The sequence below is a fragment of the Ameyamaea chiangmaiensis genome, from assembly GCF_013376175.1.
In the GTDB taxonomy this organism is placed as follows: Bacteria; Pseudomonadota; Alphaproteobacteria; order Acetobacterales; family Acetobacteraceae; genus Ameyamaea; species Ameyamaea chiangmaiensis.
Map to the genome: position 1 here is coordinate 1 of NZ_JABXXR010000072.1, position 13,900 is coordinate 13,900.

At 63.5% G+C, this 13,900-nt stretch carries 9 protein-coding genes and 1 tRNA gene; 6 read left to right on the top strand and 4 right to left on the bottom strand.

Going from position 1 to position 13,900, the window contains the following annotated elements; all coding sequences use genetic code 11:
* The first annotated feature begins 156 nt into the window (after positions 1–156).
* The 3 genes from HUK82_RS09960 to HUK82_RS09970 all read left to right on the top strand — a co-directional run bounded on the left by HUK82_RS09960 (position 157) and on the right by HUK82_RS09970 (position 3,797).
* Positions 157–1,332 (top strand): aminotransferase, encoded by a 1,176-nt coding sequence (locus HUK82_RS09960; protein ID WP_176613820.1) that lies wholly within the window; start codon positions 157–159, stop codon positions 1,330–1,332.
* Between the two features lie 67 nt (positions 1,333–1,399).
* Positions 1,400–1,475: transfer RNA gene (locus HUK82_RS09965), tRNA-His, on the top strand.
* 150 nt (positions 1,476–1,625) lie between these two features.
* Complete coding sequence (locus HUK82_RS09970; protein ID WP_176613821.1) at positions 1,626–3,797, top strand: glycoside hydrolase family 3 C-terminal domain-containing protein; 2,172 nt, start codon at positions 1,626–1,628, stop codon at positions 3,795–3,797.
* A gap of 99 nt (positions 3,798–3,896) precedes the next feature.
* Here the strand turns inward: HUK82_RS09970 and HUK82_RS09975 are convergent, their stop codons facing one another.
* On the bottom strand, positions 3,897–6,368 hold the full coding sequence (locus tag HUK82_RS09975; RefSeq protein ID WP_246495212.1) for a TonB-dependent receptor domain-containing protein: 2,472 nt from the start codon (positions 6,366–6,368) through the stop codon (positions 3,897–3,899).
* Positions 6,369–6,749: 381 nt separating this feature from the next.
* On the opposite strand from HUK82_RS09975, the gene HUK82_RS09980 reads away from it, so the two are divergent.
* Both HUK82_RS09980 and HUK82_RS09985 read left to right on the top strand, forming a co-directional pair.
* A complete protein-coding gene (locus HUK82_RS09980) occupies positions 6,750–7,820 on the top strand; it encodes an HlyD family secretion protein (RefSeq protein WP_176613823.1) in 1,071 nt (356 codons plus the stop codon).
* Positions 7,817–9,397 (top strand): DHA2 family efflux MFS transporter permease subunit, encoded by a 1,581-nt coding sequence (locus HUK82_RS09985; protein ID WP_176613824.1) that lies wholly within the window; start codon positions 7,817–7,819, stop codon positions 9,395–9,397. The genes HUK82_RS09980 and HUK82_RS09985 overlap by 4 nt, the downstream gene beginning before the upstream one ends.
* Here the strand turns inward: HUK82_RS09985 and HUK82_RS09990 are convergent.
* Positions 9,391–10,056, bottom strand: coding sequence for a TetR/AcrR family transcriptional regulator (locus HUK82_RS09990; RefSeq protein WP_176613825.1), 666 nt, complete (start codon positions 10,054–10,056; stop codon positions 9,391–9,393). The two genes, HUK82_RS09985 and HUK82_RS09990, sit on opposite strands and share 7 nt — an antisense overlap.
* Positions 10,057–10,256: 200 nt before the next feature.
* On the opposite strand from HUK82_RS09990, the gene HUK82_RS09995 reads away from it, so the two are divergent.
* Complete coding sequence (locus HUK82_RS09995) at positions 10,257–11,792, top strand: efflux transporter outer membrane subunit (protein ID WP_176613828.1); 1,536 nt, start codon at positions 10,257–10,259, stop codon at positions 11,790–11,792.
* A gap of 153 nt (positions 11,793–11,945) precedes the next feature.
* Here HUK82_RS09995 and murA read toward each other — a convergent pair whose 3' ends face one another.
* Together murA and dcd are read right to left on the bottom strand one after the other, a co-directional pair.
* Positions 11,946–13,208 (bottom strand): UDP-N-acetylglucosamine 1-carboxyvinyltransferase, encoded by a 1,263-nt coding sequence (gene murA, locus HUK82_RS10000; RefSeq protein ID WP_176613826.1) that lies wholly within the window; start codon positions 13,206–13,208, stop codon positions 11,946–11,948.
* 8 nt (positions 13,209–13,216) lie between these two features.
* A complete protein-coding gene (dcd, locus tag HUK82_RS10005; RefSeq protein WP_176613827.1) occupies positions 13,217–13,768 on the bottom strand; it encodes a dCTP deaminase in 552 nt (183 codons plus the stop codon).
* Between the last annotated feature and the right edge of the window lie 132 nt (positions 13,769–13,900).

Genomic DNA, 13,900 nt, shown 5'->3' on the forward strand with positions numbered 1-13,900 from the left:
CTTACCTGCCACTCTCGTTGTTCAGCCGCACCACACTCGACACGGCGCCTTCATACGCAAGGCCGAACGAACGAATACGAAACTAATCCTCAATTGTCGATCCAAGGGAAAGCTGAAAGAGTGCCGCCAGACCTGCCTCCCGTCGGACCGGACAAGATGAAGCCGCTCAATCACCAGCTTACCGCCCTCCCCACCACGATCTTCACGCGCATGTCCGCACTGGCGCAGGAGCACGGCGCCATCAATCTCGGACAGGGCTTTCCCGACACCGAGGGGCCGGCCGACATGATCGACGCCGCGTGCGACGCCCTGCGCGACGACCGCAACCAGTATGCCCCGCTGACCGGTCTGCCGGAACTGCGGGCGGCCGTGGCGGCCAGCAACGCCCGGTTCTACGGGCTGGAGATCGATCCGGCACGGGAGGTGATCGTCACCTCCGGCGCGACCGAGGCACTGGCGTCGTGCCTGATGGCGGTGCTCAATCCCGGCGACGAAGTGGTGCTGATCGAGCCGCTCTATGACACGTATCTGCCGATGGTGCAGATGCTGGGCTGCACGGCACGCTGCGTGCGTCTCGTGCCGCCGAACTGGGATCTGCCGCGCTACACACTGGCGGCGGCCTTCGGCCCCCGGACCAAGGCAATCATGCTCAATTCGCCGATGAACCCCACCGGCAAGGTCTTCACGCCCGACGAACTTGCGTTCATCGCAGGGCTTTTGCGCCAGCACGGCGCCTATGCCATCTGCGACGAAGTCTACGAGCATCTGACCTTCGACGGGCAGGTCCACGTTCCCCTGATGACGCTGCCGGGAATGCGCGAGCACTGCCTGCGGATCGGCAGCGCCGGCAAGACGTTCTCGTTGACCGGGTGGAAGATCGGCTACATCACGGCGCCCGCGTCCCTTGCGCCCACAGTGGCCAAGGCGCACCAGAATATCGCCTTCGCCAGCGCGCCCAATCTTCAGCGCGCCGTGGCGCACGGCCTGTCGAATGACGAATCATATTTCGCGTCCCTCGCCGATGCACTGGGACGCCAGCGCGATATCCTTGCCGAAGGTCTGCGCGCCTGCAGGTTCGAGGTGCTGCCCTGCAGCGGCACCTATTTCGTCGTCGCCGACTTCGCGCCTCTCGGGTTCAGCGGCAGCGACCTTGCGTTTTGTGAGCACATCACGCGCGATGCCGGTGTCACCGCCATTCCGGTCTCAGCCTTCTATGCACCGGACAGTGCCGACGACGCCCCGACGACACTTATACGCTTCGCCTTTTGCAAACGTCCCGACGTGCTGCGCGACGCCGTAACACGCCTGACACGACACTTCGCCGGCACCTGAATTTTCACCATACCGGAAAAAGGGCTGGACGCGATGGCCAAGCTTGGCTACATCACAGCCCGCTGTGGCGGACGTAGCTCAGTTGGTAGAGCGCCGGTTTGTGGTACCGGTTGTCGCGGGTTCGATCCCCGTCGTTCGCCCCAGCCATCCCCTCCTTGAAAAATTCCATAGGCTGCGCCTCTCCAAGCCTGTTTGAACATGATCGATCGTTTCTTTCTGACATCGATCGTCCAGGCTATACCGCGCGGGGAATGTATCCTCTCCTGGATACCTCGCGGTAAGCGGAGCACACCATGATCAATAAGCGGATTGGCTGGCTGGTGTCAGCCTCTCTCTGGCTGACCTTCCCGGCTTTCGCCCAGGATACCACGACAGACGCTGAACGAATGGCCGGATCACTGTCGCTGGAAGACCAGTTGGACATTGTCCACAGCCGTGCGGGCGGCGGCTTCGACTCCACCTCCGTCCCGGACGGTGCCCTCGGGTCGGCCGCGTTCCTGAAGTTTCCCGCGCACCTGCATTTGCCGACGCTTGAGTATTCGGATGCAGGCTTGGGGGTAGGAGACCCTCGAAACGTCCGACCCCACGGGGTTGCCGTTTCCCTGCCGTCCGGACTTGCGACCGCGAGTACATGGGACACGACGATGGCCGAGCAGGGTGGCCGGATGATCGGGCACGAAGCGTGGCAGACCGGTTTCAATATTCTTCTCGCCGGGGGCGCCAACCTGACGCGCGACCCACGCAACGGACGGAATTTCGAGTACGCCGGCGAAGACCCTCTGCTGACCGGCCGTATCGTGGGTGCGACGATCGCCGGCGTCCAGTCTCAGCACGTTCTCTCCACGATCAAGCACTTCGCCCTGAATGATCTCGAAACGTCGCGCATGACGATGAGTGCGAACATGGACGCGGCGGCGATGCGCGAAAGCGATCTGCTGGCGTTTGAGATCGCAATCGAGATCGGACATCCAGGGTCGGTGATGTGCGCCTACAATCGCGTCAACGATCTGTATGCCTGCGATAGCGCCTACCTTCTGACCAAGACACTCAAACAGGACTGGCATTATCCCGGCTTCGTCATGTCCGACTGGGGGGCTGATCACACCACGGCGCGCGCCGCGCTGGCCGGCCTCGACCAGGAGTCCGCCGGCGATGCCATCGATGCCCGCCTGTTTTTCGGACCGGCTTTGGCCGATGCGGTCCATGACGGCGTGGTACCCAAAGACAGGCTGGCCGACATGGCGCGCCGCATCATTCGCTCCGTCTACGCCGTCGGACTGCCCAGCCACCCACCAGTGATCGGGCCCGTGGACGAACGACGCGACATGGCGACTGCCCAGCACGATGAGGAGGAGGGCGCGGTTCTTCTACAGAACACCCACAATGTCCTGCCTCTGCGCCCAAATGCGCGGATTCTGGTGGTCGGGGGGCACGCAGACGCCGGTGTCCTCTCGGGAGGTGGATCGTCGCAGGTTCCCGCGATTGGGGGAAATGCCGTACCGGTCCACGACAAGACCCTACCCTGGCCGGGAGCGCCCGTGTATTTTCCGGACTCCCCGGTCAAAGCCATGCAGTCCCTGACACAAGGTTCCATAACATACGATCCGGGAACCGATCTCCAGCGCGCCGCATATGCGGCCAGACATGCCGACACGGTCGTTGTTTTCGCAACAAAATGGGCGACGGAATCTCTGGATGCGCCTGACCTTTCGCTGCCTGACCATCAGGATGCCCTGATCGCCGCCCTGGCCGAGGCGAACCCGCACGTCGTCGTCGTTCTCGAAACCGGCAACCCGGTCGTCATGCCCTGGCGGGACCGGGTCGAAGGTATTCTGGAAGCCTGGTATCCGGGCTCAGCGGGCGGTCGGGCGATTGCCAATCTTCTGTATGGCCGCGTAAATCCTAGTGGCCATCTGCCAATGACGTTCCCGCGTTCGGCTGCCCAACTGCCTCGGGCCGACATTGCCGGTGTCAAAGCAACCACCGCGTTTGATGTACAGTTTTTCACCGATCAGGAGCTCTTTTTTCGCGAAGGCAGCGATGTCGGATATCGCTGGTTTGACCGTCAGCGCCAGACACCGCTGTTCCCATTTGGGTACGGCCTGTCCTACACGGATTTCCAGTTTTCCGGGTTCGACGTGCAGACCGACGCACGGGGGCTGACGGTACAGCTGACGGTTCGCAATACGGGCCATATGGCAGGGACTGCCGTGCCGCAGATCTACATCTCGCTGCCCGACGGAACGGCGCGTCGACTGGGCGGATGGCAGCGTGTGCCCTTGGCCGCAGGCGAAAGCCGGACGGTCACATTCTCTATAGAGCCACGTATCCTAGCACATTTCGACGCGAACAAGGATCAGTGGAGCATACCTGCAGGAGCCTATACGGTCCGGCTGGCACAAGACGCTTTCGATAACGGACGTGTACAAACCGTGTCGCTGCCGGCCCTTACGATGCTTCCCTGAGCGGGCTGGAAATGAAAGCCCCCTTGCTCGGCAACGGGCAAGGGGGTCTCATGTTCGTACGACGGGCAGCTCAAAGTGGCTGCCGCAGGTGTCCCGACCTCAGAACTCCGTGCTGACGTTACCGAAGAACTGACGGACCGCACCACGCTCCATGGACTGGTAATCGCCGCTCAGCGGGAAGCCATTCTCGCCCATCATGGCGATGTACTTGTTGTTGAACAGGTTGTAGACGTTGAAATCGACCGTGATGTTCTTCAACACCTTGTAGTTACCAAAGCGATAGCGCGCGCCAGTGTTCGCCAGCCAGTAGGCCGGAACACGCGTGTCGTTCATCAGCGAATACGGACGGTTGGAATAGAAATTCGCGTCGAAATGCACCGTCAAACCGTGCCATGTATAGGCAAGGTTCGTTTTATACATGAACGACGGATACCCCACCAGACGCTTGCCTTTGAGATCGCACACGTCCCCATCGTCAGCGCACAGATTGACGTGCGAGCCCCAGACGAAATGATTGTAGCTGAAGCTGTTGTAGAAGGTCAGGCCCTTGATCGGCATCAGCGTCAGGGTGGCATCCGCACCGTTCATCGACGCGGTATGCGTGTCCACGACAGTCGTCTGCGGATTGTTCAGCGATCCGACCGACGCCGACAGCAGACGATGCTTGACGTCAGTGTGATAGAGGTCGACCGACAGCACCGCATGACGGTCCACGAAACGATAACCGAGCAAATAGGTGAAATCGCGCTCCGGCCTCAGCGTGCGCTGCAGGGTCTGGAAAATCTGCTGGCTGGTTTGTGCCGGCGCGGTTCCATCGGACGAGGCCGGCTGCGACACCGCCCAAGGCGACGTGGCACCGCCGGTCGGCGCGACCGAATAGGGGCGCATGTTTTCGGCGAAGTCGAAATAGATCTCGTGGCCACGTGCAAAGCGCCAATCGATGTTCACGTGCGGCAGGAACGCTTCGGACGCCGTCATGCTGCCATTGGGCAGAGGGCCGTAGTTGATGTCGTCGTTGTTGTACCATGATCCGCCCGACGTGGTCTGGATCATCGACTTGAAGCCATAGTTGATCGTCAGGTCATGCAGCGGCCGCCACGTATCCATGATGTGGTACTGGAACGTGTTGGTGTTCCACTGGAAACCGTAATTCTGCATGAACGCGGCACCATAGGTCGTGTAGGGACCGACGGTCTTCAGCGGCGCACCCTCACCCAGCAACGGTTCGTTGTACCAGAACTGCGTGGCCCACTGGTTGTTGTTCTCGAACCAGGCGCCGGTATGGATCGTGTGGTTGGCGATATGATACTCGAACGCCGTATTAAAACCATAACGCTCCTGCCGGGTCTGCCACACCTGTTCCGACAACGGCGCGCCAGTACCCAGGGACGGCTGGTAGGGATCACCGTATGTCGTGTACTGCGTGTCGCTCTGCCCATAAATCGTGGCCGTCCAGCGCAGACCCTCGGCCAGCGCGACGTCGAAATTCAGGCCGCTGGTGTAATCGATCGAGTGCTGACCGGCGTCGTAATAGGCAACGCCCGCCTGTTCGGACGTATTGATCCAGCCCGCCGGCAGGGCGCTGCGCCCGCGCTGTCCGGCCGGCGTCGCGCAGGACGGAGTCGTCCCGTCGCAGTTCTGCACCCAGTTGGCGACAGCATAGGCGCCTTCGTAATTGGGGTAGAACGATTCCGTGCGCCAGCCCAACGTGTTCAGAATATCGAGTGATTTATCAGCATAGCCCCACACCTGCGCGTCGGACCAGTTGAAGAACGCCGACATGCGGCTGTTGGGGCCGAGCGGCTGCACCAGCTTGCCGTCCACCTGCTGCATGAAGCCCGGGCTCGGGGCGTCGAACTTCTTTTCGTAGTTGCGTGCGTAGGCAGCAAAGAACTTGGTGCCGCTCTTGTTCAGCTGGCCGCTGTCGAAGCGGAAATAGCTGTGCTGCATGCCATAGCTGCCGAAACCCTGCTCGATCTTGCCGCCAAATTTGTTTTTCGGATCGGCGGTGAAGAACTGCATCGTACCGCCGAGATTGGTGTTCGACGGCAGGTCGAGCGAGCCGGCCCCCTGCGACACGACCGAGCGTTCCAGATCACCCGAGATAGCGGCGTTGTTGATGTTGACGCCGCCCAGATTGGCGTAGCTCTGGTTGTTGAGCGGTATGCCGTCAACCGTGACGCCCAGCTGATCCTGGAAGAAGCCGCGCATGTAGATGCTGGTGCCCCAGGTATCGATGCCCAGCGCATCGGTCGAACTGAAGCTCACACCCGGCACCTGCGCCAGCGAGCGCAGCACGTTGGTGCCGGCGGCCTGCTGCTCCATCGTCGCGCGGCTGACCGTGGTTTCAGTGTTGTGCGGAATGTTGCGTCGCGCGGTAACCGCAACGGATTCTTCGCCGGGCGGAGGGGCCTGCGTCAGACGGGCCGGATGGGGCACGGGCGCGGTCGCCGCGTGCAGACCGGCGGACTTGCCGCGCGCATGCGCCGGATGCGGACGGTCCGCGGGCACGGGGGCTGACGACGCTGCCGGGGCGCACAACGCCGTCCCCGCGAGGGCAGTCGAAGTCATGGCGAAGAAAACAGAAGTCAGCGCAGTCCGACGCATAATAATCTTTCTATTCCGGTGTTGTCCGCACAATATTCCCTACGATACGTATCGATTTCGAGACAAGTCAGGCGACCGCAAATGCGGACCATTTGCCCGGAATTTTTCCGGCTGTGACACATTAGACACGCTTTGCGACGCGCACGAACGCCGCGGAGGCCCGTTTCGAGAAAGATGAATGACACCACCGGCCACGGGTGTTGCGACCCTTCCGACGTTGTGCCAAAGATTGACCGAACCGATCGGTCATTTCCGATTGCGCCGTGGGCAGCCGCGCCGGCGCGGGCAGGGTGACCGCCTCCAGACGATCCGCTCCACGCACGCACCGGGACGAAGAGGATAGTAATGCCGGAAGATACCCAACAGTCCAGCGACGCCGAAAAACGGCGGCCCCTGGTCAGAATCGCCCTGATCCTGTTCCTCGTGCTCGCCATTCTGGGCGGTGTGATCTACTGGTTCCTGACCCGCTTCGATATCGGGACCGACGACGCCTTCACGGCGGGCCGCACCATTCCCGTCGCCTCGCACGTGCAGGGCTACGTGACGGAGCTGCTGGTCAACGACAACCAGTTTGTCCACAAGGGACAACTGCTGGTCCGCATCGACAATCGTGACTACGTCGCCAATCGGGACAAGGCGCAGGCCGCACTGGTTCTGGCGCAGGCACGCGTGTCCGCCGCCGCCCTGGGTGTGGAGATCGCCCAGAAGAACTATCCCGGCCAGTTGACCGTCGCCCAGGGCGGGCTGGCGGAGGCGAAGGCCAACGTTTTCAAAGCGGAAACCGATTACCGCCGCCAGCAGGCCGTCGCGCGCGCCGCGACCACGCAGCAGGATATCGACTACGCGCGTGCCGCGCTGGACGCCGCCCGCGCGCAGGCGCTCTCGGCCGAAGGTCGCCTGCAGGTGGCCGAACCGGTGCGCCAGAACATCCAGAACACCAACGTGTCGTTGAACCAGCAGGAAGCCCAGCTGGCGTCTGCCCGCGCCGATCTGGCCAACGCCGAACTCAACGTCGGCTGGACCGAAATCCGCGCCCCGCACGACGGCTGGATCTCGCAGCGCAATGTCGAACAGGGCACGTTCCTCAGCGTCGGCCAGACGATGTTCTCGATCGTGGAGCCCGAGGTCTGGGTCATCGCCAACTACAAGGAAACCCAGATCACGCGCATGCGTCCCGGCCAGCCGGTGACGATCGACGTCGACGCCTATCCCTCGCTGGCCCTGCACGGTCATGTCGACTCGCTCCAGCTCGGCACGGGCGCTACCTTCAGCGCCTTCCCGCCCGAGAACGCGACCGGCAACTACGTCAAGATCGTCCAGCGCGTGCCGGTGAAGATCGTGATCGATTCCGGCCTCGATCCCAACGTGCCGCTGCCGCTGGGGCTGTCGGTCGAGCCGACGGTTGACGTGCAATGAGCGACAGCGCCGCGAAAAAGGATGAGGACTGGAAGCCAAAGGCCAATCCCTGGCTGATCGCGGTTCTCGTGACGCTCGCGGCGTTCATGGAGATCCTCGACACCACGATCGTCAACGTGTCCCTGCCGCACATCGCGGGCGACCTGTCGAGCACGTATGACGACGCCACCTGGACCCTGACGTCCTATCTGGTGGCCAACGGCATCGTGCTGACCATTTCCGGGTGGCTGAGCAAGCTGTTCGGCCGCAAGCGGTACTTCCTGATCTGCATCTCGATGTTCACCGTGTCGTCGTTCCTGTGCGGCATTGCGACGAACCTGCCCGAACTGATCATCTTCCGTCTGATGCAGGGCTTCTTCGGCGGCGGCCTGCAACCGAACCAGCAGTCGATCATTCTGGACACCTTCCCGCCGGAGAAGCGCGCCGCAGCCTTCGGCCTGACCGCGATCGCAACGATCGTGGGCCCCGTGCTCGGCCCGACGTTGGGCGGCTGGATCACCGACAATTTCGAGTGGCGCTGGATTTTCTTCGTCAATGTGCCCTTTGGCATCCTGGCCTGCATCGGCGTGGCGCTGGTCGTGGACGATCCGCCATGGGCGCGCAAGCGCTCCGCGCCGCTTGATGTCGTGGGCATCGGCCTGATCGCGCTCGGGTTCGGCTGCCTCGAGGTCATGGCCGATCGTGGCGAGGATGACGACTGGTTCGGCTCCAACTTCATCTGCACCATGGCCGCCCTCGCGGCGGTGGGACTGATCGGGGCCGTGATCTGGCTGCTTCGGACCGATCGACCGGCCGTCGACCTGCGCGTGTTCAAGGACCGCAACTTCGCCGTCGGCACCCTGATGATCGGCGCGGTCGGCATGCTGCTCTATTCGTCAGCACTTGTGGTGCCGCAATTCGCACAGCAGGTCATCGGCTATACCGCGACGCTCTCGGGCCTCGTGCTGTCGCCCGGCGGCATCATGGTCATCATCCTGATCCCGATCGTGGGGCGCCTGATGAAGGTGTTCTCCGTCCGCTCAATCATCGCGTTCGGCTTCGCCTTCATGGGCGCGTCGATGTACTTCTCCGCGCGCCTGACGCCGACGCAAGACTTCTATCACCTCGTGATCTACCGCATGAGCCAGACGGCATCGCTCGCCTTCCTGTTCGTCCCGATCTCCACGATCACGTTCGCCACGCTGCCCCGCGAACTTAACGGTGACGGATCGGCCATCTTTGCCATGGCACGCAACGTGCTGGGGTCGATCAGCATCTCCGGCGCAACCGCGATGGTCACGGAGTTCCGGCAGGCACACCAGTCGCACATGACCAAGTGGATGTCGTCTGCCCACCAGCCCTACAACGAATACCTTGCGCGCGGTCATGCTCTGGCCAAGGCGCGCGGCTTCGCCGCGTCACGCCTCGATCAGGTCGCCCAGCATCAGATCTTCGCCCAGTTCACCAAGCAGGTCGCGATCCTCTCGTACAACGAAGTGTTCATGGTGCTCGGCATCATCGCATTCATGGTGGTGCCGTTCTGCTTCCTGATGTCACCCATGAAGGGTGGCGGCGCACCCAGCGGCGGAGGTCACTGATGCCCGACGTCGCTCTCCCGACCATAGGACTTGAAAAACACGCTCACCGCGGCATTGGCGATCCGGTCAATGTCCGCGGGGGTTTCGTCGACCGGCAGGTTAAAACGCCGACGGGTGATGATTCGTGTCTGGCACAGGGCGATAAACTGCTCGGCGGCCAGCTTCGGATCGTCAATCGTGAAAAATCCTTGCTCCGTCTTCAACTCCAGCCACGTGGCGAGATGGCTGATCGCCTTCTCAGGCCCGTTCGTCCAGAACGTCTCGGCCAGCTGGGGAAACATCGCGCCCTCGGCGACCACGATGCGATGAAGGGCCATGGTGACGTCAGTCATCGTCACGCCAACATACGAGCGGGCAAACCGGGTCAGGGCGCCGCGCGGATCATGGGTGTTCGCGACGATCGCATCGTACAACGCGGACAGCCGGGAACACGAGACCAGTTCGATGGTCGCTATGAAAAGCACCGCCTTGCTCTCGAAGTAGTTGTACAGCGTCCCTTTGGACACGCCCGCCTCGCGCGCGATCTGGGACATGCTGGCCCCCTCGAAACCATGGCGGGCAAACACACGGTTCGCTCCGTCGATGATCTGCTGACGTTTGACCGGCGAGGAACCGGCGCGCTCGGTACTGGCGTCGGGATCATGCGGTTCGGCCGTCATAGGCAGGAGCGGTCCTTCTGGCGCGTCGCGCGAACGCGAGGAAAAACATTACGGGGGGGCATGCTGACCGAACTGGTCGGTCAGTGCAAGCATGGCAGCCCCGGCGTATGCGCGCCCAGGCCATGCTTCCTTCGCCCGATCGACACGGAGCAGAAGGCATGAACAGGAACTTTCAAGGATTCAGGAGCCGCTCGACCGTGATGCGTCTTTCTTTTCGGGCACTGATCACCGGCCTGACCATCGCCGCCACCGGCTGCGCCGTGGGCCCGGACTATCATAAACCGACCCCGTGGACGCCACCCGCGTGGCAGCCGTCAACGCGCGCCGACCAGGCACCCGGGCATAGCGTTCCCGTGGCCGTAGCCGCCGACGTCGCCTGGTGGGACCAGTTCCACGATCCCGAACTGTCGGCCCTTGAACGCCGCGTGGCGACCGACAACCTCGACGTGCGTGTGGCCACGGCCCGCCTGGCCGAAAGCCGCGCGCAACTGCGCATGGCCGGGGCGGAACGCTTTCCGGGTCTGAGTGCCTCAGGCTCCTATAGCCGGTCGCAATACAGCACCAAGGAACTCCAGCGCGCCATCTCGCGCGTCGGCGGCGAACTGGGTGGTGAGAACGGGCAGTTCATTCGGGACTCTTCCGGCTCGGCCAAGATCCCGCAGCTCGACATGTGGGCCGACTCGATCGACGCCTCGTGGGAAGTCGATCTTTGGGGACGCGTGCGCCGCCAGTACGAAGTCGCCCGTGCCGACATGGCGGCCTCGGAAGAGGAACAACGCGCGGTGCTGATCGGCCGCATGGCCGAACTGGCCCGCGACTACATGACGTTGCGCGGCGCACAGCAGCAACTGCGTATCACGCACGACGACATCACGGTCGCCGGCCAGCTGCTGACGCTGGCGCAGTCACGCTACCGCTCCGGCCTGGTGTCGGACCTCGATGTGGAAAGCGCACGCTCGCAGCTCGCCGCCGATCAGGCGCAGGTCGCACCGCTGGAACAGTCCATTGCCGAGCAGATCAATGCGCTGAGCCTGCTGATGGGCGCGCCGCCGCACGCGCTGGACGCGGAACTGGCCACACCGTCGGCCATCCCGCCGGTGCCCCCGCGCGTTCCCGTGGGTATCCCGTCCGAACTGGCGCGCCGCCGTCCGGATATCCGCGAAGCCGAGGACAAGCTGCACGCCGCGACCGCGGACGTGGGCGAAGCCGTGGCGGAGTTCTATCCCAAGATCACCATCGACGCGAGTTTCGGGTTCCAGAGCCTGTCGTTCCGCGACCTCGGATTCTGGAACGCGAAGGCATGGAACGTGGGGCCGTCGATCACCCTGCCGATCTTTCAGGGCGGCCGCCTGCGCGGACAACTGGAGCTGAAGAAGAGCGCGCAGAAAGAAGCCGCGATCAGCTACCAGCAGACGGTGCTGGGTGCCTGGCGCGATGTCGACAACGCCCTGACCGCCTACCGGGAAGAGCAACTGCGCCTCGACGGTCTCAAGCGCGAGGCGGACGCCGATGCCCACTCCCTCGAACTCGCGCGGTCGCAGTATCGCTCCGGTCTCGTGACCTATATCTCGGTTCTCGATGCCCAGCGCCACGCCCTTTCGTCGCACCTGTCCGTCACGCAGAGCACGGCCAACGTGTCGGGCAATCTCGTCGCGCTCTACAATGCGCTGGGCGGCGGATGGGAAATCGCCATGCCTGATCTGGAGGCAATGCAGGTCGCCAAAGCCACGCATTAACGCACTGGCTTGAACCTCCTGCCTCGGGGTTCAGCCCCCCACCTCGGGCAGGAGGCTCGCCTCCTCCACTCTTCGGACCTTAACAGGGAGGGGTCGGACGACCGCCCCCTTGCAAGGGCAAGGGGACGCCCTGCGTGGGACCGGGATCGTCCTTTAGTCGTTCACGCGCCGGATGTCCGCGCCGCAGGCGGCGAGCTTGCGCTCCACGGCTTCGTAGCCGCGGTCGAGATGGTAGACCCGGCTCAGGATCGTCTCGCCGCGCGCGGCAAGGCCGGCGAGGATCAGCGAGAACGAGGCCCGCAGGTCCGTCGCCATCACCGGCGCGCCCGACAGCGCATGCACACCGCGAATGATGGCCGAGGAACCATGCACGTTGATCCGCGCGCCCATGCGCACCAGTTCGGGCACATGCATGAAGCGATTTTCGAAAATCGTCTCGGTGATCATCGACGCCCCCTCGGCCACCGACAGCAGCGCCATGAACTGGGCCTGCATGTCGGTGGGAAAGCCGGGATAGGGCTCGGTCATGATGTCGATACCGCGCAGGGCACCGGTCCGGCGCACCCGCATCGCGCCCTCTTCCTGCGCGACCTCGACGCCTGCCTCTTCCAGCGCGCGCACCACGGCACCCAGATGGTCGACCCGACCGCCGATCAGCCGCACGTCACCCCCGGTGATCGCCGCCGCGCAGGCATAGGTCCCGCACTCGATCCGGTCGGGCATGATCGCGTGCTCGGCCCCGTGCATGGCCTCGACACCGTCGATGATCAGCGTACCCGTGCCGATGCCCGAAATCCGCGCGCCCATCCGGTTGAGACACTCGACAAGATCGCCGATCTCGGGCTCGCGCGCCGCATTGATGATCTCGGTCCGCCCCTTGGCCAGACACGCCGCCATCAACAGGTTTTCCGTCGCCCCGACCGACGCGAAGGGCAGCACGATACGCTCACCTTTCAAGCCGTCCGGCGCACGCGCGTTGATATAGCCGTTTTCCAGCCGGATCTCCGCGCCCAGCGTCTCCAGCCCCTTGAGGTGCATGTCCACCGGGCGCGTGCCGATCGCACAACCGCCAGGCAGCGAAACCCGCGCCTCCCGGCAGCGGGCCAGCAACGGGCCGAGCACCAGGATCGAGGCGCGCATCTTCGACACGATGTCGTACGGGGCCTCGGTGCTGGTGATCTCGCCGCCCACGGCAAGCGTCGAGCCGTCGCCGCGGACATCCTCGACCGCGATCCCGTGCTGGCACAGAAGGTCGCGCATGGTGGCGATATCGGCGATGCGCGGCACGTTGGACAGCACCAGCCGCTCCGACGTCAGAAGGCCCGCCACCATCAGCTTGAGGCCCGCGTTCTTCGCGCCCCCGATGACGATCTCGCCGTGCAGCGGCCGGCCGCCCCGAATGATGAAACGATCCATATCCGACCTCACAACCGCGGAGTGGTGACGCCGCGCTGGCTCATGTATTTGCCGGCGCGGTCGGCATAGCTGACCTCGCAGGGGCTCGCCCCCTGAAAGAAGAGAAACTGGCAGATGCCTTCGTTCGCATAGATGCGCGCGGGCAGCGGCGTGGTGTTGCTGATCTCGATGGTGACCTGCCCCTCCCACTCCGGCTCCAGCGGTGTGACGTTCACAATGATCCCGCAGCGGGCATAGGTCGACTTGCCCAGACACACGACCAGCACGTCGCGCGGGATACGGAAATACTCGACCGTGTGCGCCAGCGCGAAGCTGTTGGGGGGTATGATGATGTCGCCGGTGCGCGTGACGAACGAATTCTCGGCGAAGTTCTTCGGATCGACGATGGCGTTGTCCACGTCGGTGAAGATCTTGAAATCCGCCGCGACCCGCGCGTCATAGCCATAGGACGACAGGCCGTAGGAAATGACACCCTCGCGATGCTGGCGCTCGACGAATGGCTCGATCATGCCGGCCTCGGTCGCCATCTGGCGGATCCATGTGTCGGGCATTACGGGCATGAAGCGGATCCTTTGCGGGGGGTGTCGGGCGTGGTGTCGGTACGCTCACGCGATTGCTGCTTGCGGCGCCGCAGATTGGCGCGCAAGGCCTCCGCCTCCCGCGCGCGGCGTTCGGCCAGCGCAGCTTCCGCG